Below are 20,821 nucleotides of genomic sequence, written 5' to 3'. Positions count from 1 at the left end.
GGAAGGTGACCGTGGTGGCCTGGAGCCCCTTGGTGGGGGTGGGACTGCGGTCCGTGCCGGGTCAAGGATAGGGCTCCGGTTGCCTTGTCCCGGTTGCTTCACTCGCGTGCCACGATGTGGAGGTTCGGTGAAGCGGTCCCGATAATCGCAGGCAGGTGCGATTCTCGCACCGCTTTTGCGCCGCGCGGCCCTGGGTGTTGTGCACTCGTTATGCCTGCGCCCCACTCGTCCGCCGTGTCCAGGATGTCCTGACGGAGTCGCGGTCGGCGCGCAGAGGGCGTATAAGCTTCAAAAATGGTCCCAAATTGGGCATTCTTCGCATGTGGTGACCTTGGATGTTCGGCCTCAGCTGCTCGATGCCCTGTCCGCCCTGCGCGACCGGGTCGCGTCCGTGCGTCTGCCGCTGCCCCTGCCCGGCGCCCCGCGCGCCCGTCAGACCAGAGCCGAGCTGCTCGCGCAGCTCGACGACTACCTGGTCCCCCGGCTCAAGGCGCCCGAGGCGCCGATGCTCGCCGTGGTCGGCGGCTCCACCGGAGCCGGCAAGTCCACCCTGGTCAACTCCCTGGTGGGTCGACAGGTCAGCGAGGCCGGAGTGCTGCGCCCCACGACGCGCACGCCCGTGCTCGTCTGCCATCCGGATGATCATCACTGGTTCGCCGGGATGCGCATCCTGCCCGACCTGATGCGCGTATGGGCACCCCACGGCGACGACGAACTGCTCCCCCCGCCCAAGAGGAACGCCCCGCGTGGACCCGAGCGCCACGCCGCCACCCGTGAACTGAGGATCGAGACCGTCTCGACCCTCCCGCGCGGTCTGGCCATCCTCGACGCCCCCGACATCGACTCCCTCGTGGTCGAGAACCGGACACTCGCCGCCGAACTCATCTGCGCCGCCGACGTCTGGGTCATGGTCACCACCGCCTCGCGCTACGCCGATGCCGTCCCCTGGCACCTCCTGCGCACCGCGAAGCAGTACCGGGCCACCCTGGTCACCGTCCTCGACCGCGTCCCGCACCAGGTCCTCGCCGAGGTCTCGCGGCAGTACGGGGCCTTGCTCACCCGGGCCGGGCTGGGCGACGTCCCCCGCTTCACCGTGCCGGAACTGCCCGAATCGGCGGGCGGCGGCGGGCTGCTGCCCGCCAGCGCCGTCGCCCCGCTCCTGGCCTGGCTCGGCCACCACGTCCAGGACCCCGCCGCCCGCCAGTACGCCGTCGGCCGTACCGCCCTCGGCGCGCTGGACTCCCTGCGCCGCCGGATGCCCGAACTCGCCTCCGCCGTCGCCGCCCAGTACGCCGCCTCCGTACGGCTGACCTCCGCCGTCGAGGACGCGTACCGCACGGAGGGCAAGCGGGTCCGCAACCGCCTCGACCGGGGCGCCGTCCTCGCCGGCGACGCCCTGACCCGCTGGCGCGGCTACCCCCTCGACACCAGCGCCGACGAACTCCTCGACTCCCTGGCCGAATCCCTCGCCGCGCTGCTCCAGTGCGCCGTCGCCGCCGCCGACGAACGCATCGCCGCGGCCTGGCGCCGGGAGCCCGCCGCCGCGGCCGTGACCCTGCCCGCCCCCGACCGGGAGGCGGCGGAACGTATCGGCATGGCCGTACGGCGCTGGCGGCGCGTGCTGGAGGAACTCGCCGAGGAGGAGGTCGCCCGGCTCGACCGGCAGCCCGCGCCCGACCCCGACGGGGTCGCCGCCCTCCTCGTGGCCGCCCTCCTCGGGGGCAAGCGGGCCCGCCCCGCCGGGGAGAAACTCGCCGAGCGGATCGGCGTACAGGCCGCCGTACGCCTGCGCGACCGCGGCGGAGAACTCGTCAGCGAACACCTCGACCAGGTGTTGCGCGCCGAACGGGACCGCCGCCTCGCCCCGCTCGAAGCGCTCGAAGTGACACCGGAACCACAGGCCGAACTGATCGCCGCGTTGTCCGTACTGCAGAAGGAGAGGTGACGCGGTGACCGCGCTGACCGACCGCGACCGCACCGACGACCGCTGGGACGACGGACTGATCGCACGCTCACGCCGCCGCGTCGGCCGCAGGGGAGCCCGACGCGGATCCGCGGCCGGGATCGGCTCCGGCGGCCGGAGCGCGATCGACGGCCTCCACGAGGACGACCTCGACGACGCCTCGGACGACGGGTACGCCGACGGCGCCGACGGCCGGGACGACGGCGAGGGCCGTGCCCGCGACGGCCTCGACGGTCTCGACGACCGTGACGACGACCTCGGCGCGGGCGACGAGGCGCTCGTCCGGGCGGTCTCCGGCGCCGGAAGCGACGGGGGCAAGGCCGTCGCGCCCCCGCTCAGCCCCGAGGCGCAGGCCCTGCGGATCCGCCTCGACGCCCTGCGCCAGCTCGTCGGACTCTCCCGGACCCGCCTCGACGGCAAGACGCTCGCCGAGGCCGGCCGGGTGCTGGACGAAGCGGCCGCCCGCCGGGGCCTGTCCCCGCAGCACACGGTGGTCGCCATCGCCGGAGCCACCGGAAGCGGCAAGTCCACGCTGTTCAACTCACTCGCCGGGGTGCAGATCTCCGAGACCGGACTGCGCCGCCCCACCACCGCCGCGCCGATCGCGTGCAGTTGGTCCGACGGAGCCGCCGGACTCCTCGACCGCCTGGAGATCCCCGGCCGGCTGCGCCGTCGCCCCCGCGAGACCTCCGAGGCCGAGGCGCTGCGCGGGATGGTCCTCGTCGACCTGCCCGACCTTGACTCCGCGCTGGGCACCCACCGCGACCACGTCGACCGGGTCCTGGCCCTCGTCGACGCCGTGGTGTGGGTCGTCGACCCGGAGAAGTACGCCGACGCCGTCCTGCACGAGCGCTACCTGCGGCCCCTGGCCGGGCACGCCGAGGTGACCTTCGTCGTCCTCAACCAGGTGGACCGGCTCCCCGGCGAAGCGGCCGACCTGGTCCTGGACGACCTGCGCCGACTGCTCGACGACGACGGAATCGCACTCGGCGAGCACGGCGAACCGGGCGCCACCGTCCTCGGCCTCTCCGCCCTCACCGGCGAGGGCGTCGGGGAACTTCGCGAACTGCTCGGACAGTTCACCCAGGAGAAGGGGGCCGCCACCCGGCGGATCTCCGCGGACGTGGACAAGGCCGCCCTGCGCCTGCGCCCGCTCTACGTCGCCGACGGGCACGCGGGCCCCGAGATCGGCGAGGCCGCGCGCGCCGAGTTCGAGGACCGCCTCGCCGAGGCGGTCGGGGCGTACGCGGCCGGACTCGCCGCCGAGCGCGCCTGGCGGCGCAACGCCGGCAAGGCGTGCGGCACGCCCTGGCTGCGGCTGTGGCGCTGGTACGAGAGCCGGCGCGCCCCGCGCACCCTGGCGGGCCTGGCCGCCCTCGCGGCGATCGGGCGCGCCCCGGTGGCCGCTGAGGCGCCGGTGGAGGAGGAGGTCACGGCCCGGCAGCGGGTCGAACAGGCCGTCCGCCTCGTCGCCGACGAGGCGGCCGTCGGCCTGCCCGAACCCTGGGCGCAGGCCGTACGGGAGACCGCGGTGCGCGGCGCCGAACGACTTCCCGAGGCGCTGGACGACCTCGCGGTCACCCTCGGGGCGGCCGTCGCCGTGCCCACCGCCCGGCCGCCGCGGCCCACGTGGTGGCCGGCGGCGGTGCTGGCGCAGGCCGCCATGACCCTGGTGCAGATCTTCGGCGGGCTGTGGCTGGTCGGCCAGATCGTCGGGGTCCTGGAGCCGAGGCTGTTGCCGCCGGTGCTGTTCATGGTGTCCGGGATCATCGGCGGCCCGCTCGTGGAGTGGGCGTGCTCGCTCGCGGCCCGGGGGCCCGCGCGACGCTACGGGCAGGACGCGGAGCGCAGGCTGCGCCAGGCGGCGGCGGGCTGCGGGCGGGCCCGCGTGCTGGAGCCGGTCGCGGCGGAGCTGTTGCGCTACCGGGAGGTGCGCGAGCAGTACGCGGCGGTGTCCGCAGGGGGGACGAAGTTGTCCACAACCCGCCAGTAGTCCACAGGCCCGAGCGGGGATCCGGCGCCCGGGCCAGCATGGTTCCACCGCGAGCGGAGGGTCCGCCGGGGCAAGGGACTTGAGGGGGCGACCGGGATGAACGACACCCTGGTGACGTTGGTGGGGCACGTGGCGACGCGGATCGACTTCAAGGACGCCTCTCCCGGCGTCACCGCCACCAGCCCCTCGGCGCGATTCCGCTTCGCGGTCACGCCGAGGTACTTCGACCGGCGGACGGACACCTGGACGGACGCCCCCACCAGCTTCTACACCGTGTGGGCGCGCCGTGCGCTGGCGCTCAACCTGGCCAGTTCCGTGGCGGTCGGCGAACCCCTCGTGGTCCACGGCCGGTTGAGGGTGCGGGAGGATCCGCCCGACGGCGAAGGGGTGCGCTGGTTCTCGGCCGACATCGACGCGATCGCCGTCGGGCACGACCTGAACCGCGGAACCGCGGCGTTCCGGCGGATGGTCAAGGCGGACACCTCACTGATGAGCCCTCAGAACGCGGCGGTGGTCTGAGTGTTCGATGAAGCTAGGATTCCCCGGTACTCACGGGCACCTGGGCCTTCGGCCCGAAGGGGAAGACTGTGTCGATTGCTGTTCCCGCACCCTCCGCGTCCTCTACCTCCTCCGCTCCCACGCCGCCCACGGGCGGATCGGCCTCCGCGCCCGATGTCGGGCCCCTGGCCGGCCCGGTGGTTCCGTTTCCCGCTCCGGACGGTGTTCGACCGACTACCGCGGACCGGATCTTCGTGCCCGGTGCCGCCGCGCCGGCGGCCGTCGGGGACGGGGGGCCCGGCGGCGCGCGGCCTTCCGTACGGCGCCCGCTGGCGGTGGCCCTCCTCGCCGCCGCGCTCGCCGCGGCACCGGGCGCCCGCGCCTTCGCCGACTCCGGCCCGACGGCCGGTCGTGCGGAGGGTGCGAGCGCCGTGCTCGACGGCCTGAAGACGTATGGGCAGGCCGTCCTGCGGACGGGGGACGGATCGGTCCGGCAGATCCCGGCCGGTCTGTACGAGATGCGGGTGGACGGCGGCGGCATGCTCCAGACGTACGGGGTCGGGGTGGCGGGATACGCGCAGCCCCAGGCCCGGTACACGGAGAGCGGCTGGGGAGGCAGCCCGCTCGCGGGCAACGCCGAGGCCGGCCGCATCCGCTGGGTCCTGGAGCACTCCTACCCGCAGCTCAACGATCTGGCGGGCCTCGCGAAGGCGGCCGGGGCGGCCTCCCTGACGGCGGAGAGCGCGGCCGCCGGTACGCAGGTGGCGATCTGGAGGCTGGCCGACGGCGCCCAGGTGGAGGCCACCGACCCGGCGGCGGAGCTGCTGGCGGACTACCTCCAGCGGACGGCGGGCCGCCTGCCGGAGCCGCCTGCCTCGCTCGGGCTGGACCCGGGCCGGGTGTCCGGGTCGGTCTCGGGGCCGGTCGGTACCCGCTTGGGGCCGGTCACGGTACGGACGGGCGCGCAGAGCGTGAGCGTCACCCCGGACGCGGCGGCCGTGGCGATGGGCGTGCGCGTGGTGGACGCCGAGGGGCGTCCGCTGGAGGCCGTCGGGAACGGTACCCGGCTCTACTTCGAGGTGCCGCCGGGCACCCCGGACGGGACGGCCTCGGTCACCGTGCACGGCTCCACGAAGGTGCCGGTGGGGCGGGTCTTCACCAGCGGGATCCCGGCCGAGGCGCAGATCGTGGCCGGCTCCAGCGAGTCCGCGTCGACCGCCACCGCGACGGCGCGCTGGCCGCAGCCGCCCACCGAGGCGACCACGGCGACGACCGGGACGGCGGCAACGGCGGGAACGGCCGGGACGGCGGGGAACGCCGCCACCCCGGCCGGAGCGGCCGAGGCCGCGGTGGATCCCGTGGTGTCCTCGCCGGAGGAGGGCACGGACGACGAGCGGCTCGCCACGAGCGGCAGCTCGGCCGCCACCCCCGTGATCGCCGCGCTGGCCGTGGGGCTGGTGGTGCTCGGAGGCATGGTGGTCCTGCTGCTGCGCAAGCGCCCCCTGGAGGGGGAGGAAGGCGAGGAGTTCGGGGAGGGCGGGGAGGGCAGGGCCAGGGAGGCGTAGGCCGGACCCTCCGGCGCGGCCCCCCGGCCCCGGCCCGGGGCCGGGCCGGCCCGTTCGGATCTTGCCTGATTCCGGGTCCCCACCCCCGGGTAGGGGCACAGAATGGCTGATCAGGAGTTGACCTGGCGAGGCGTGGTCGCGGGATGGGACCGCGCGCTGTTCGACGCGGTGGCCCGCAGGCACTGGCCGGGGGCCGACCGGGTGCTTCCCCGGCTGGGGCGCGCCGCGAACCACGGGGTGCTGTGGGGCGGGATCGGGGCCGGGATCGCGGTGCTCGGCACGGCCCGCGCCCGCAAGGCCGCCCTGCGCGGGGCGGCCTCGCTGGCCCTGGCCTCCGCGACGATCAACACCGTCGGGAAGTGGTCCGTGCGCCGGCCCCGGCCAGTCCTGGACGGGGTGCCGGTGGTGCGGCAGCCGGTCGTGCCGCCCCGCACCACCTCCTTCCCCTCCGGACACTCCGCCTCGGCCTTCGCCTTCACCGCCGGGCTCGCGCTGGAGTCCCCGGGGTGGGGGGCCGTGGTGGCGCCGGTGGCCGCGTCGGTGGCGTTCTCCCGCGTCTACACCGGGGTGCACTACCCCTCCGACGTGGTGGCGGGCGCGGCGCTCGGGGTCGCGGCGGGCTTCGTCGTGCGCCGCCTCGCGCGCGACGCGCAGGAGGCGCGGGTCGTGCCGGGCGACGAGCGCAAGGACGCCGGGGCGCCCGCCCTGCCGGACGGCGACGGGCTGACGGTGGTGGTGAACACCGGGTCGGGGACGGCCGCCGAGGCGGGCCTCGACCTCGTACGGCGGCGGCTGCCGAAGGCCGAGCTCGTCGAGTGCGCGGGCCAGGACCTGGAGGAGGCGCTCTCCTCCGCCGCCGACCGGGCCGCGGTGCTCGGGGTGTGCGGCGGCGACGGCACGATCAACGCCGCGGCGACGGCCGCCCTGCGGGCCGGGGTGCCGTTGGCCGTGTTCCCCGGGGGCACGCTGAACCACTTCGCGCTCGACCTCGGCCTCGCGGGAGTGGAGGACACCTGCCGCGCCGTCGCCGCCGGCCAGGCGGTCCGCGTCTCGGTGGGCCGCTTCACCCCGACCCCGCCCCGCGCCCACCCCTCCGACCCCGCCTCCACCCCGGCGCCCGCGGCCGGCGGGGGCTACTTCCTGAACAACTTCAGCATCGGGGCCTACCCCGAACTGCTGCGGCACCGGCTGCGGTGGGCGCCGCGGATCGGGGGCGGGCCGGCCGCGGTACTGGCGGCCTGGCGGGTGCTGCGCGCCGAGCGGCCCGTCCCCCTGACCCTGGCGGGCCGGCCCCGCAGCGCGTGGCTGCTCTTCGCCGGCAACGGCACCTACCACGGCTCCGGCCCCACCCCCAGGCGCCGCGACAACCTCGGCGAGGGCCTGCTCGACCTGCGGGTCGTCCACGGCGGAGGCCGCCCCGGCCCGCGCCTGCTGGCCGCCGCCTTCACCGGCCCGCTCAGCCGCTCCCCGGTCCACGTGGCCACCCGGCTGCGCAGCCTGCGCGTCGCGGACATCCCGGACGGCACCCCGCTCGCCTACGACGGCGAGTACGCCCACGCCCCCTCGGCGCTCGTCCTCGACACCCTCCCGGACGCCCTCACCGTCTACCGCCCCCACTGACCGCGCGACCGGCCCGGGGCCTGACCGGCCCGGGGCCCGACCGCCCCGGGGCGCGGGCCCGGATCAGGGTCCGGGCGCCGGCGCGTTTCCCCCGGGGGATGGACGTACGGCAGTATGGGGTGTATCTGCCCACCATCGATCTGCCGGACGGTTTCTCTTGGCTGAGTACATCTACACCATGCGCAAGACGCGCAAGGCGCACGGTGACAAGGTGATCCTCGACGACGTCTTCCTGAACTTCCTCCCGGGGGCGAAGATCGGCGTCGTCGGCCCGAACGGCGCCGGCAAGTCCACCGTCCTCAAGATCATGGCGGGCATCGAGCAGCCGTCCAACGGCGACGCCTTCCTTTCCCCGGGCTACTCCGTCGGCATCCTCATGCAGGAGCCGAAGCTCGACGAGTCCAAGACGGTCCTGGAGAACGTCGAGGACGGCGTCGGCCCGATCAAGCAGAAGCTCAACCGGTTCAACGCGATCGCCGAGGAAATGGCGACGAACTACACCGACGAGCTGATGGAGGAGATGGGCAAGCTCCAGGACGACCTGGACCACGCCAACGCGTGGGACCTCGACGCCCAGCTGGAGCAGGCCATGGACGCCCTGGGCTGCCCGCCCGGCGACTGGCCGGTCACCAACCTCTCCGGTGGTGAGAAGCGTCGCGTGGCCCTCTGCAAGCTGCTGCTGGAGGCCCCCGACCTGCTGCTCCTCGACGAGCCCACCAACCACCTCGACGCCGAGTCCGTGAACTGGCTGGAGCAGCACCTGGCCCAGTACAAGGGCGCCGTCGTGGCGGTCACCCACGACCGCTACTTCCTCGACAACGTCGCCGAGTGGATCCTCGAACTCGACCGCGGCCGCGCGCACCCCTACGAGGGCAACTACTCCACCTACCTGGAGAAGAAGGCCGAGCGCCTCAAGGTCGAGGGCAAGAAGGACGAGAAGCGCGCCAAGCGCCTCAAGGAAGAGCTGGAGTGGGTCCGCTCCAACGCCAAGGGCCGTCAGGCCAAGTCCAAGGCCCGCCTCGCCCGCTACGAGGAGATGGCGGCCGAGGCCGACAAGATGCGGAAGCTGGACTTCGAGGAGATCCAGATCCCGCCGGGCCCGCGTCTGGGTTCGATCGTGGTCGAGGTCAACAACCTCTCCAAGGCGTTCGGTGACAAGGTCCTCATCGACGACCTGTCCTTCACGCTGCCGCGCAACGGCATCGTGGGCATCATCGGCCCCAACGGCGCCGGCAAGACCACGCTCTTCAAGATGATCCAGGGCCTGGAGACGCCGGACTCCGGCGAGATCAAGGTCGGCGAGACCGTCAAGATCTCCTACGTCGACCAGGGCCGCGCCAACATCGACCCCAAGAAGTCCCTCTGGGCGGTCGTGTCGGACGAGCTGGACTACATCAACGTCGGCAACGTCGAGATGCCGTCCCGCGCGTACGTCAGCGCCTTCGGCTTCAAGGGCCCGGACCAGCAGAAGCCGGCCGGCGTGCTCTCCGGCGGTGAGCGCAACCGCCTGAACCTCGCGCTCACCCTCAAGCAGGGCGGCAACCTGCTGCTCCTCGACGAGCCCACCAACGACCTCGACGTCGAGACCCTGGGCTCCCTGGAGAACGCGCTGCTGGAGTTCCCCGGCGCGGCCGTGGTCGTCTCCCACGACCGTTGGTTCCTGGACCGAGTGGCCACGCACATCCTGGCCTACGAGGGCGACTCGAAGTGGTTCTGGTTCGAGGGCAACTTCGAGTCCTACGAGAAGAACAAGATCGAGCGGCTCGGCCCGGACGCGACCCGTCCGCACCGCGCCACCTACAAGAAGCTCACCCGAGGCTAGGTCGAAGACCATGGCCAGACACCACTACAGGTGCCCGCTGCGCTGGGCGGACATGGATGCCTTCGGGCACGTCAACAACGTGGTCTTCCTCCGCTACCTGGAAGAGGCCCGCATCGACTTCATGTTCCGCCTGGCGCCGGGGGAGGGCAGCGACTCCTTCACGGGCGGCTCCGTCGTGGCCCGCCACGAGATCGACTACAAGCTGCCCCTCGTGCACCGGCACGAGCCGGTGCTCATCGAGTCCTGGGTGACCCGGATAGGCGCCGCGTCGCTGACGATCCGCTACGAGGTCAAGGACGAGGCGACCGAGGAGACGCCCGAGACGGTCTACGTCCGGGCCGAGACCGTGGTCGTCCCGTACAACCTCGCCGAGGGGCGGCCCCGCCGCATCACGGCCGAGGAGCGGCTCTTCCTGGAGGAGTACCTCGACGAGCCGGTGAAGGACCGCGTCGCGGCCAAGGGCGCGGAAGGGCCCCTCGCGGCATGAACGACACGTTGTGCCTGTCCGATCCCGGGGAGGCGGCGGACCTCGCCGCCTTCCTGGGCCGGCTGGTGCACTACGACCGGGCCGCCGCCGTACGCCTCCAGGCGCGGACCGGCGGCGGCGCGCTCGCCGTCTTCGGCCGGCCGCCGTCCTTCGACGTCCTGGCGATCCGTACGGCGCGGCTGTCCGCACCGCTCACGACGCCGCTGGACGTGACGGTGTCCGCCGGGGAGCTGCTGGAGGCGGTCGACGAGGCCGCCGCCACCGTCCGCGTGCCCGCCGCGGTCACCGGCCCGCCCTGGGCCGGGGTACTGCCGCCGCGCGGCGGCTGGCGACCGGTGGCGGGCCTGCCCGCTCCGGAGGCGGTACGGGCGGCCGTGGCCGCGTCCGTCGCCGAGTTCCGGGCCCGTGACGAGGCCCTGCCCCCGCAGCACCGCACCCGTTCGGAGCGGGACCGCATCGGCCGCGAGATCTGGTCGCGGACCCTGGGCGACACGGAGCTGCCGCTGCGCGCGGTGCACGCCGCGCAGTCCCTGGGCTTCCTGCGACCCGTACGCTCCCCCGTGCCGGCCGCCTCGACCGGCTCCGGCGGGGCCGGCGTCCCCGCGACCGCACCGGCCCCCGTGGCCCTGTTCGCCTCGGCCGGCTGGCTGCGGCTGAGCACCCCGTACGGGTCGGTCGCCACCCGGAGCCCCGGCCGCACCGGCGGGCTCGGCGCCCTCCAGGTCCGGCCGGTCTGAGCCCCCCGGCGCGGCTCCGCGTCAGGCGCTGTTGATCATCGAGGCGGCGGCGTAGGTCAGGTACCTCCACAGCTGCGCCTCGTGCTCCGGCGCGAGGCCCAGCTCGTCGACCGCGACCCGCATGTGCGCCAGCCAGGCGTCGTGCGCGGCGGCGTCCACCCGGAACGGCGCGTGCCGCATGCGCAGGCGCGGGTGGCCGCGGTGGTCGCCGTACGTCGTCGGGCCGCCCCAGTACTGCATCAGGAACAGCGCGAAGCGTTCCTCGGCGGGCCCGAGGTCCTCCTCCGGGTACATCGGACGCAGCAACGGGTCCCCCGCGACGCCCTGGTAGAAGCGGTGGACCAGACGGCGGAACGTCTCCTCGCCGCCCACCTGCTCGTAGAAGGTCGTCTCCTGGACGCTGCTCTGCGGATCGTCATTCACCCGACCATCGTCTCAGACGCCCGGACGGAGGACCCCGGTCCTAGGACCGGGACCGTCGCCGCGCGGTCGCACGCACGCGCCGCCCGCAGCACAGTGGAGACATGGGTACGGGCGGCACGGGACGGGACCTGCGCGGGGCCGCGCACGCCGCCCAGGTGCGGGAACTGACCGCCGCCGGGGCGCTGGCGGACCCGGCCTGGCGGGCGGCGTTCACCGCGGTGCCCCGCCACCTGTTCGTGCCGTACTTCTGGACCGGTCGTGGGGCCGGGCACGAGCGGCTCTGGGGCGAGGACCCCGACCCCGAACAGCGGGCCCGCTGGCTGCGCGGGGTGTACGCGGACGCGCCCCTCGCGACGCGACTGCGCGACGGCGAGCTGGTCTCGTCCAGCAGTCAGCCGTCCCTGATGGCGCGGATGCTGGAGGCGCTGGAGGTGCGGGACGGCGACGACGTGCTGGAGGTCGGCGCCGGGACCGGCTACAACGCGGCCCTGCTCTGCCACCGGCTCGGCGAGGAGCACGTCACCACCGTCGACCTGGACGAGGAGATCACCGAGTCCGCGCGGGCCCATCTGGCGCTCCTCGGCTACCGGCCCGCGGTGGTCACCGGGGACGGGGCGCGGGGCTGTCCCTCGCGCGCCCCCTTCGACCGGATCCTGGTGACCTGCACGCTGCCGCTGATCCCGCACGCCTGGCTCGGCCAGTGCCGGCCGGGGGCCCGGATCCTGGCCCCGCTGTCGACCGGGCTGATCGCGCTCACCGTCCGAGACCCCGACTTCGCGGAGGGCCGCTTCCTCCACACGTCCGCCTACTTCGTCCCCCTGCGCGGGGCCACGGCCTCCCCGCACCCCGTCGGGACGACGGGACCGCTGCACGGGGTCCCGTACGAGCTCGTGGAGAACGAGCGCTTCCAGTTCCTGCTGATCCTCACCGCGGGCGTACTGCACCCGCGCGAGGCGTTGGACCTGTGGCGGGGCGAGGGCAGGCCGGCGCGGGAGCGGTTCGGCGTCACGGTCACGGCCGACGGCCAGTGGTCCTGGCTCGACGATCCCCAGGGGCCCTACGTGTGGCCCCTGGGGGAGGAACTGCTCTGAACCGTCCCCGCGGATCCTCTAGGCCGTCTCTTCCGGATCTTGCCTGGCCCGCGCCGCCCGGCACCGCGCCTCGCCGCGTTGTCGAGGCACCCGAGTACGTCCAGTAATCGGGAGCCTCTCCGCCTTGCGAGGCACGGCACCGGACGACGCGGGCTTGACCGGCAAGATCCGAAAGAGACGACCTAGCCGCGGCGGATGGTGATCGTCGTCCAGGCGCCCACGTGGACCCGGTCGCCGTCGCCCAGCGGGACGGGGACGTACGGCTGGATCGGTTCCTCACCACCGTTGATGGTGGTGCCGTTGGTGGAGTTCTGGTCGACCACGGCCCAGCTGGTGTCCGGCTGTTGGACGAGCACCGCGTGCTGGTGGGAGACGCCCGGGTCCTCCGGCGGCACCGACAGGTCGATGTCCGGGGACTCGCCCGTGGAGGCGCGGCGGCGGCCGATGGTGATCTGGCCGCCTTCGAGCGGCAGGTGCAGTTCGGGGGAGTACGCGGGCAGGTTGAGACCGGCGGCCTCGGGGCCGCTGCGCCGCATCATCGCCGTGAAGTACGAGCGGTCCGGCCCGATGGTCGCCGACCAGGACCCGGTGCCCTGCGGGGCGGGGAAGCCCGGGTGCGACAGGCCCTGCGGCTGCGCCGGGGCCTGCGGCTGCCGGTACTCCGGGGGCGCCGGCGGCTGCGGCGCGTAGGACTGCTGCCCGTACTCCGCCTGGTGGTCCGCCTGGTACTCCTGCCGTACGGGGCCCGCCTGCGGGACCTGCGGCTCGACGGGCGGGACGGCGACGGGCGGCACTGCGACCGGCGGCGCGGTGACCGGCGGGGCCGCGGCCGGGGGCGGCAGCAGCCAGTCGTCCTCGCCCTGCAACGGCTCCGCCGGGCGGTTGACCCGCGACGGACGGGAGCCCTGGTAGTCGAAGTGGTCCTGGGAGTACACGGGCTGCGGCGGGGCCGGCGGGGCGGGCAGCGGGGCCGGCGGCGCGGGCGGTGGCGGCGGCACGGGGGAGCCCCCGCCCGTCGGCGTGGTCGCCGCACGGGTCAGGAAGTTGTACCGGCACTCCTCGCAGAAGGGCGCCATGGCCTCGCGCGGGGTCCGGCACTGCGGGCACAGCTCCGCCTGGGCGGTCGGCTCACCGGTGGTGGGAGGGTAGCCGTATCCGTAGGAGGGCGCCGCGGGGGCGCCCGTAGGGGCAGCCATGCGGTGACCGCAGACCTCGCACCAGTCGTCGGAGGCGGACTGGTGCCCGTTCGGGCAGGTCGGCATCGCGGCGCTTCCCCCTTCTCCCTGCGTCATCGCGGCAGGTCTTCTCAGGTCTTCTTCACTCGGACGGTCTGCGTCGAACGCGTTTCAAGGGTCATCTCGTCGGCATCGGCGACCTTCGCTTTGAGCCGCACAGTACCCGCCACGGCGTCCACGACATCCACCACCTTCGCCAGAAGTCTGGCAGTGTCGGCGTTCCCCGAAACGCTCGCGAGCTGAACGGCACGCCCGAGTTTGGCCGTGGCACCGTCGACATCGCCCATTTTGCGTGCTTCCAGGCCCTGTTGGATGGCCTGCGCGAGCTCCGCCTGCCCCGTGTAGTGGGCCACCTGCGGGTTGATGGCGGTGGACGAGGCCAGATCGTTCGTCCACACCGCCCGGACGAGCCCCTGGGCGAGCGCGCCGCCCTCGCCGGCCGGTCCGGGCAGGACGAGCGAGGCGCGCGCGGCCAGCATCTCCTGCCCGACGGTCGCGCCCGGCACCCGCACGCACACGTGGTACTCGCGGGACTCGTCGCCCCACGATCCGGTCGGGTAGTCACCGGCGCGCGGGCCCGCCCCGACGCGCCGGCCGGTGAGGTCGAGCACGGTGGGGGAGACCTGCTTGACGTACCGGACCTCCGCGCCGACCGGGGTCCACAGGCGCAGCGCCACGTCCGCGACCTCCTTGCCCATGACGTTCTCCATCATGCGCGTGAAGTCCTCGGCGAGGTGGGCCGGGTCGGCGACGATGTCGGCGGAGCCGAGCAGCGCGCCCGCGATCCCGGTGACCTCCTTCACCTCCCAGTCGGTGCCCACCCCGCGGGCGTCGCAGGTGAAGCGGCCCGCGCAGGCGTCGAGGGTGGCGCGCAGCACGGCCGGTTCCTCGTGCTCGTTGCGGCCGTCGGTGAGCAGGATGCCGTGCCGGATGCCGGCGGGGGAGGCGCGCAGCAGGCCGTCGGCCAGGCGCAGCCAGGTGCCGATGGCGGTGCCGCCGCCGGAGGAGAGGCCGCGCAGCGCCTCCTTGGCCCGTTCCCGGGTGGTGGGGTCGGCGACGGCCAGGCGGCCCTGGCCGGGGTAGACCTCCTTGGCCACGTGGGTGCCGGCGATCACCGCGAACGAGGTGCCGTCGCGCAGGGTGTCGATCGCGGCGGCCGTGGCCTCGCGGGCCCCGCGCATCTTGGCGGGCGGGTACTCCATGGACCCCGAACAGTCGACCATGATCACGACGGCCGCGTCCTGGCCGAGGGCGCGGCCCGCGGTGGCGCCGCCCGTGGAGGTGACCGTGACGATGGCGTGCACGTCCCGCCCGCCCTCGGGGAGGAACTCGTTCTGGTACACGTCCACGCTGAAACTCGGGGCGCTCGGCTTGGCGAAGTTCGCCATCGGTGGGACTCCTCCTCGGGGGCGGCGTCGGCGGCGTCGGCGGCGCGTGCGGCTCTGGTGGTGCGGTTCCGGGCGTGCGGTTCCGGGCGTACGGCCGGTGTTCACGGGCGGGGCGGGTGGGCGTGGGCCGGTGGCGCGCGACGGTGGGCGGGCCGGCCGTCGGCGCGCGGCGAGGGGCCGCTCAGACCCCGGGGTGCGGTTCCGCTTCGGGTTCCGCTCGGGCCGGCTCCCCGGGTTCCGTTTCGGTCCCGGCCCCCGCCGGTTCGGTGAAGGGGACGACCGCCACGGTGATGTTGTCGTGGCCGCCGCCGTCGAGTGCGTGACCCACCAGCACCTGTGCGCTGTGCAGGGGCCGTTCGGCGGCGTCCGGGGGCAGCACCCGGGCCATGTCCCGTGCGGACTCGGCGTAGTTCCACAGCCCGTCGGTGCAGACGACGACCACGCCGGGGTGGTCGGGGCGGAAGCTGGCCGTGTGCGGTTCGAGGTCGTAGGCGTCCGCCCCGAGCCAACCGGTGATGGCGTGGGCGCGTGCGTCGGCGTAGGCCTCGGCCTCGCCCATCAGGCCCGCCGCGACCATCTGCGCGGCCCAGGAGTCGTCCTCGGTGAGCCGGCGGGGCACGGCGGCGCGGTCGTCGGGCACCCAGTAGGCGCGGCTGTCGCCGACCCAGCCGATGGTCAACAGGCCACCGCCGACGACCGCTCCGACGAGCGTGCAGGCCGGGGCGTTCTGGGCGCCGGGGGTCGGCGGGGCCAGGGCGTTGACGGCCGCCGCGGCGGCCAGGATCGCCTCGTGCATGGCCTCCTGGGCGTGGGCGCCCCGGGGCAGGGCCTCCAGCAGGGCCTCGTTGGCGGCGCGGGCCGCCGCGGCCGAGGCCTCGTCGGGACGGCTCGCGGAGGAGACCCCGTCGCACACGATCGCGACGGTGGCGGCCGAACCGTCCGGCAGGGCGGTCGCGGAGACGGCGAACGAGTCCTCGTTGCGGTGGTGGCGCAGCCCCCGGTCGCTGACGGCGGCGACGCTGCCGAGCTCCTCCTCCAGGTGGTCGCGCTCGCGCGGCTGGGCGTGGCCGCAGTGCTCGCAGTAGCCGTCGGGGTCCACGTGCCCGGCGCGGCAGGCGACGCAGGTCGGCCCGCCTTCCGCCCGGTGGGCGGCGTACGGGTCCTCGTGCGCGGGCGCCGTCGGGGCCTCGCCGTACGGGGCCCCGGGCTCGTCGGTGCCCCACGGGAAGCTCTCGGGGCCGCCCTCGGGGGCGCCCCCGGTCGGGGGAGCCTCGGGCGGGGTGCCCGCGCCGCCGCCGGGCGGGTCGTGGCGTACGGGGGCGGCCTGGCCGTACGGGGCGGCGTACCCGCCCGGGGCGGCGGCGCCCTCCTCGCCGGCCTCCGCCCAGCCGGGGGCCGGCACGCCCGCCGGGATCGGTTCCCCGGGCGCGCCCGGGTGGTGCTCCCCGTACGCGCCGGGCGGCGGGACGGGGACCGGCGGCGGGGAGGCGGGCATCGGCGGCACGACGGGCGGCGCGGGCGGCATCCCGATCGGCGGCGCGGCGGGCGGCGGCGCGGCGACCGGGGATGCGGCGGGCGGCGGTACGGCGGCCGGGGGTGCCGTCGGGGGCGCGGGAGGCACGGGCGGCGGCGGGGCCGGGGCCGCCGGGCGCGGGGTCACCGGCAGGGTCGGCGCGGTGCCGTCCGGGGACGGGTGCGCGGCGGAGAGGTCGTACCCGCACACCCCGCAGAAACGGTCACCCTCCTCCAGGGGCTCCGCACAGCTGGGGCAGCCAGACGGCCGATGCATCGACATCACTCACACCCACGTCCGGGGACGGAAACGGTTTGCCCGCTCCACCAGTTCGATCCGCTCCTCGCCCCGCCGCGCCAGCCGGGCGAGGACGCGGTAGGAGCGCTCCAGGCCGAAGCGCAGCCCACGCTCGTCCAGTTGACAGCCGAGCAGCGAGGTCCGGCCGGGGTCGGCACCCCGGCTACCCGACAGTACCCAGTCCAGGGCCGAGCCCAGAACCTCCGTGGCCAGTCGCTCCTGGCGTTCCGGATCGAGTCCGAACCGCCGCAGTGCCTCCACCTGGTCGGACGCCGCCACGAGATCGGCCAGGAGCTCCTCCTGCGGGGACCGGTCGCGCAGGCGTGCCCGTACCGCCGCCACCCGTGCGGCGGTGTAGTGGATCGAGGCCTCCGGTACGGACTCCAGGGTCCGCACCGCCCCGGCCCGGTCGCCCGCGGCGAGCTGGACCCGGGCGAGCCCGAAGGCCGCGCTGACGAAATTCGGGTCGGTGATCCACACCAGGCGGTAGTACTCGGCGGCGTTGTCCAACTGGCCCAGGATCTCCGCGCACAGGCCGAGGGCCAGCTTGGGCGCGGGCTCGCCGGGGAAGGCGTCGTAGATGGCGTCGAAGGACAGGGCCGCCGTCCCGTCGTCCCCGGTGGCCAGCGAGGCGATGCCGCGGGCCCACACCACGCGCCAGTCGTCCGGGTACAGGGACTCCAACTCGCCCAGGGCCTGGGCGGCGACGGCCCTCTCGTCGAGTTCGAGCCGGGCGCGCAGCGCGCGCAGCCGCAGTTCGGCGGAGTCGGCCGGCGCCGAGCCGAGCGCGCCGATCAGGTCGGCGGGCGCGGAGGCGAGGAGCCCGGCCAGGAAACCGGCGTTGGGGTCGGTCGCGTCCACGAGCGGGACCGGCAGCGCGAGCGCGGTGTCCCGCGCGTCGAGTCGGGCGAGGCCCGCCGCCGGGCTCCCGGAGGCGATCCCGGCCGCGGCCCCCGTGAACGGGGACGAGGCCCCGGCGTACGCGGACCGCCCGGACGACGCGGCGGGGGTCGACGGGGCCGGTCGCTGGCCCGGGACCGCGGCCACGTGCGTGGCGGTGGTGCCGAGCGCGGCGACCCCGCCGACCGGTGCCCCGGCGGCCCCCGGCGGGCCCGCGTGGCCCGCCGCACCGGTCCCACCGGTCCCACCAGTTCCGCCGGCCCCGCCCGTCACGCCGACCTCCGAGACGGCGGACACCCCGGAGATCCCCGAGACCCCGGACACCGCCGGCGCCGGACGCGTCCGACCCCGGCCCCGGCCCCGGCGCAGGGCTCCGAGCGGCCCTCCCCGTTCGGGGACGGTCCGAGCACCCAACCGGGACACCTCCGCCCCCGCCGCGTCGGCGTACAGCCGGGTGTCCGGAACGCGCACCTCAGGTCCGAACAGCGTCGACAGCTGCGGTCGCGGCCGGCCCGTCTGGAGGGCGACGACCTCCCGCAGCACCCCCGTGAGCTGGTCGGCCATCTCCTGCGCCGAGGCGAACCGCCGCCCCGGATCCGGGTCCGTGGCCCGTACGAGCAGCCGGTAGAAGGACTCGTAGCGCTGGAAGACCTCGATGTGCTCCGGGTCGGGCAGCGAGTCCACGAACACGTTCGTGTAGCCCTGGAAGTCGAAGGTCAGCACCGCGAGGGTGCGCGCCACCGTGTACAGGTCGGAGGCCACCGACGGCCCGAGCTCGGCGACCTCGGGCGCCTGGTAGCCCACCGTCCCGTAGATGGCCGACTCCTCGTCGTCCATCCGCCGCACCGCGCCCATGTCGATCAGCTTGAGCTGGTCCTGCTGCTGGATCGCGTTGTCGACCTTGAAGTCGCAGTACAGGAGGTTGCGGCTGTGCAGGTGTCCGAGCGCCTCCAGGGCCTCGATGCCGTACGCGCAGGCCTGTTCCACGGGCAGCGGGTCGCGGCGCCCGTCGGGCCGGCGCCGCTCGTTCGCGATCTCCTTGAGGGACTTGCCGCCGACGTACTCCATGACGATGTAGCCGTCGAGCGAACCCGTCCGCTGGTCCAGGTGCTCCACGAAGTTGTAGATGCGCACGATGTTGGAGTGCTCGATCTCCGCGAGGAAGCGCCGCTCGGAGATCGCCGCCTCCATCGCGTCCTGGTCCCCGGTGTCGAGCAGGCCCTTGAGCACCACCCACCGGTTCGAGACGGCCCGGTCCACCGCCAGGTAGACCCAGCCGAGCCCCCCGTGCGCGAGGCAGCCCGCCACCTCGTACTGGCCGTGCACCACGTCGCCGGCGCGCAGCTTCGGCACGAAGGAGTACGGGTGCCCGCACTTGGTGCAGAAGCCCTCCGTACGGCCCGGCCGCTCGCCCCGCGCGCGCCCCACCGGGGACCCGCAGTCCGAGCGCGAGCAGAACCGCTTGCGCTCCGGCACCTCCGGGTTCTCCAGCACCGCCGCCGAGGGATCCGGACGCGGCACCTCGGGCACGTTGACCAGTCCGGCGCCCAGCCTGCTGCGCCCCGAGGCGCCGGCGGCCGAACCCGAGCTGCGCACCGACACCGAGCGGGTCGACGTGCTGCCCGGCAGCGAGCGCGACAGCCGGCCCGACACCGAGCGGCGGGAGGACGAGGAGCGGGAGGAGCGCGAGGAGCGGGCCGAGGCCGAGGAGCGGCCGGAGCCGTGCGAGCCCGCGGAGCCCCGCGAGTCACCGTGCCGGGCGGCGCTGGTCATGCCGGTGGGCGGGGACACCAGTTCCCCGGCGCCCGCCGCGACCGCGCCGATCGGGGCGAGGCCGCAGGTGTCGCAGTACACCTCGCCGCCGCCCATGTCCTCGTACGCCCCGGGGCAGCCGGGGCGAAGACACGCCGTTCCGATCAGGCTCATGCGTCCTCCTCTCCCGGCCCGTGGGGCCCTCGTGGTTCCTCGTCCGACGGCTGCTCCGGCCCCCCGTACGGGTCCGGTGCCGGTGCCGGTGCCGGTGCCGGTGCGGGAGCCGGGGCCAGGGCCTCGGCCGTCGCCCGCTGGTAGCGCAGCACCGCCTCCTCGGCGACCCGCAGGTCGCAGGGCGCGCTCCACAGCATCCGCCGGGCCGCGTCGTACCGCTCGATCAGCAGCGGATCCTCGGCCAGACCCAGCCGGGCCACCTTCGCCCGGTACGCGTCCAGCCGGCCGCGCAGCTCCGCGCGGACCGCGAGCGGCGCCGTCACCGCGGTCAACGAGGCGCGGGCCCGCTCCAGTTCCTCGGCGGCCCGGTCCTCCAGGGCGTCCAGCAACGGCGACAGCCGGTGCCACTGCGAACGCCGCCGGTACTCGGCCGCCGCCGCGAGCTGTTCCTGGAGCGCCGTCGGCGGGCCGCTGACCGCCGGCACCTCGGAGGCCGCGATCTTCGAGAGGACCTCACCGCGCGCCGTGCGCGCCTCCGCCAGGGTCCGATCGGCCCGCGAGAGCACGTCCCGCAGGGCGATCAGCCGCTGCTCGGCGTCCTGCCGCACGGTCAGCACCGCCTCGACCTCGCGGCGTACGTCCTCCAGCGCGAGGGCCGCCCGGTCGTAGCGGCCGGTGTCGGGCCGGCCCCCGCCGGGGGCGGAACTGCCGTTCGGGGAGACCCAGAAGGCCAGCGGGTCGGCGATGACCTCCTGCCGCAGCAGGGCCAGCTCGGCGGTGATCGCCTCCAGGTCGTCCCCCGAGGGGTGCTCGCCGGGCCGCACGCCCACCGAGTGCGCGAGCGAACGCGTCCGGTGCAGTTCGGCGGCGAGCAGGTCGATGCGCGCGGGCAGCGCCGACCAGACGGAGTCGGCCGCGACGACCACGTCCAGGGAGGCCGCGTACAGCTCGTTCATCCGGGCCACCAGCTCGGCCAGGGAGAACCGCTCGACCAGCGCGGCGCCCTCCGATCCGGCGCCCGCGATCACCACTCCGGGGCCGCGCAGCCGCTCGGTCAGTTCGGACAGGTCCTTGACCCCGGGCCAGCGGCTGCGCTCGCGGATCTCGCGGGCGGCGGCCAAGGCCCCGCTGTAGGCGTCGAAGTAGGTCCACAGCCGGGTGATCGCCGCGTCGGTGGAGGTCCACCGCTCCTTGGTGACCCCGCTCAGCGCGGCGCCCTCCAGCAGCCGCCGTCCCGCGTGGTCCTGGAGCGCGAGCAGGGAGGTCTCGACGGCCTCGTGCTCCGCGCCGAGACGCGCGAGGGCGCGGTCGACGTCGTCCCGGTCCATCAGGGCCGCTCCCGTCGGGGGACGATCCACGTGGG

Annotated in this window: 15 protein-coding genes; 9 read left to right on the top strand and 6 right to left on the bottom strand. The window is 75.0% G+C overall.

Going from position 1 to position 20,821, the window contains the following annotated elements; genetic code table 11:
* The first annotated feature begins 331 nt into the window (after positions 1 to 331).
* The 8 genes from AB0D01_RS08725 to AB0D01_RS08690 all read left to right on the top strand — a co-directional run bounded on the left by AB0D01_RS08725 (position 332) and on the right by AB0D01_RS08690 (position 10,685).
* Positions 332 to 1,945: a dynamin family protein gene (locus AB0D01_RS08725; protein ID WP_363054365.1), complete on the top strand. Its 1,614-nt coding sequence runs from the start codon at positions 332 to 334 to the stop codon at positions 1,943 to 1,945.
* Between the two features lie 4 nt (positions 1,946 to 1,949).
* Complete coding sequence (locus AB0D01_RS08720; protein ID WP_363054364.1) at positions 1,950 to 3,956, top strand: GTPase; 2,007 nt, start codon at positions 1,950 to 1,952, stop codon at positions 3,954 to 3,956.
* Between the two features lie 96 nt (positions 3,957 to 4,052).
* Positions 4,053 to 4,475, top strand: a complete 423-nt coding sequence (locus tag AB0D01_RS08715; protein WP_363054363.1) for a single-stranded DNA-binding protein — start codon at positions 4,053 to 4,055, stop codon at positions 4,473 to 4,475.
* Positions 4,476 to 4,708: 233 nt separating this feature from the next.
* A complete protein-coding gene (locus tag AB0D01_RS08710) occupies positions 4,709 to 6,019 on the top strand; it encodes a TQXA domain-containing protein (protein WP_363054362.1) in 1,311 nt (436 codons plus the stop codon).
* Positions 6,020 to 6,121: 102 nt separating this feature from the next.
* On the top strand, positions 6,122 to 7,639 hold the full coding sequence (locus AB0D01_RS08705; protein WP_363054361.1) for a phosphatase PAP2 family protein: 1,518 nt from the start codon (positions 6,122 to 6,124) through the stop codon (positions 7,637 to 7,639).
* Between the two features lie 157 nt (positions 7,640 to 7,796).
* Positions 7,797 to 9,461, top strand: coding sequence for an energy-dependent translational throttle protein EttA (gene ettA, locus AB0D01_RS08700; RefSeq protein WP_363054360.1), 1,665 nt, complete (start codon positions 7,797 to 7,799; stop codon positions 9,459 to 9,461).
* Positions 9,462 to 9,471: 10 nt separating this feature from the next.
* Positions 9,472 to 9,948, top strand: a complete 477-nt coding sequence (locus AB0D01_RS08695) for a thioesterase family protein (RefSeq protein WP_363054359.1) — start codon at positions 9,472 to 9,474, stop codon at positions 9,946 to 9,948.
* Positions 9,945 to 10,685, top strand: coding sequence for a hypothetical protein (locus tag AB0D01_RS08690; protein WP_363054358.1), 741 nt, complete (start codon positions 9,945 to 9,947; stop codon positions 10,683 to 10,685). Before AB0D01_RS08695 ends, AB0D01_RS08690 begins: the two co-directional genes overlap by 4 nt.
* Before the next feature lie 21 nt (positions 10,686 to 10,706).
* Here AB0D01_RS08690 and AB0D01_RS08685 read toward each other — a convergent pair whose 3' ends face one another.
* Positions 10,707 to 11,108 (bottom strand): globin, encoded by a 402-nt coding sequence (locus AB0D01_RS08685; RefSeq protein WP_363054357.1) that lies wholly within the window; start codon positions 11,106 to 11,108, stop codon positions 10,707 to 10,709.
* Positions 11,109 to 11,209: 101 nt separating this feature from the next.
* Between AB0D01_RS08685 and AB0D01_RS08680 the strand changes: the two genes are divergently transcribed.
* Positions 11,210 to 12,199, top strand: coding sequence for a methyltransferase domain-containing protein (locus AB0D01_RS08680; RefSeq protein ID WP_363054356.1), 990 nt, complete (start codon positions 11,210 to 11,212; stop codon positions 12,197 to 12,199).
* A gap of 182 nt (positions 12,200 to 12,381) precedes the next feature.
* Here AB0D01_RS08680 and AB0D01_RS08675 read toward each other — a convergent pair whose 3' ends face one another.
* From AB0D01_RS08675 to AB0D01_RS08655, 5 genes are all read right to left on the bottom strand, one after another.
* On the bottom strand, positions 12,382 to 13,461 hold the full coding sequence (locus AB0D01_RS08675; RefSeq protein WP_363054532.1) for an FHA domain-containing protein: 1,080 nt from the start codon (positions 13,459 to 13,461) through the stop codon (positions 12,382 to 12,384).
* A 44-nt stretch (positions 13,462 to 13,505) separates the two neighbouring features.
* Positions 13,506 to 14,822 carry a VWA domain-containing protein gene (locus AB0D01_RS08670; RefSeq protein ID WP_363054354.1) on the bottom strand — a complete coding sequence of 439 codons (1,317 nt, stop codon included), beginning with the start codon at positions 14,820 to 14,822 and terminating at the stop codon, positions 13,506 to 13,508.
* A gap of 181 nt (positions 14,823 to 15,003) precedes the next feature.
* Positions 15,004 to 16,617: a protein phosphatase 2C domain-containing protein gene (locus tag AB0D01_RS08665; RefSeq protein ID WP_363054353.1), complete on the bottom strand. Its 1,614-nt coding sequence runs from the start codon at positions 16,615 to 16,617 to the stop codon at positions 15,004 to 15,006.
* A 3-nt stretch (positions 16,618 to 16,620) separates the two neighbouring features.
* Positions 16,621 to 19,458, bottom strand: coding sequence for a tetratricopeptide repeat protein (locus AB0D01_RS08660; protein ID WP_363054352.1), 2,838 nt, complete (start codon positions 19,456 to 19,458; stop codon positions 16,621 to 16,623).
* The gene (locus AB0D01_RS08655) at positions 19,455 to 20,786 is read right to left on the bottom strand and encodes a hypothetical protein (RefSeq protein ID WP_363054531.1); all 1,332 of its coding nucleotides are present in this window, start codon (positions 20,784 to 20,786) and stop codon (positions 19,455 to 19,457) included. Before AB0D01_RS08655 ends, AB0D01_RS08660 begins: the two co-directional genes overlap by 4 nt.
* Positions 20,787 to 20,821: the final 35 nt, after the last annotated feature.

Source organism: Streptomyces sp. NPDC048606 (genome assembly GCF_040650855.1).
In the GTDB taxonomy this organism is placed as follows: domain Bacteria; phylum Actinomycetota; class Actinomycetes; order Streptomycetales; family Streptomycetaceae; genus Streptomyces.
Note: the sequence above shows the minus strand (reverse complement) of the source record. Positions and strands in the feature narration are given on the sequence as shown.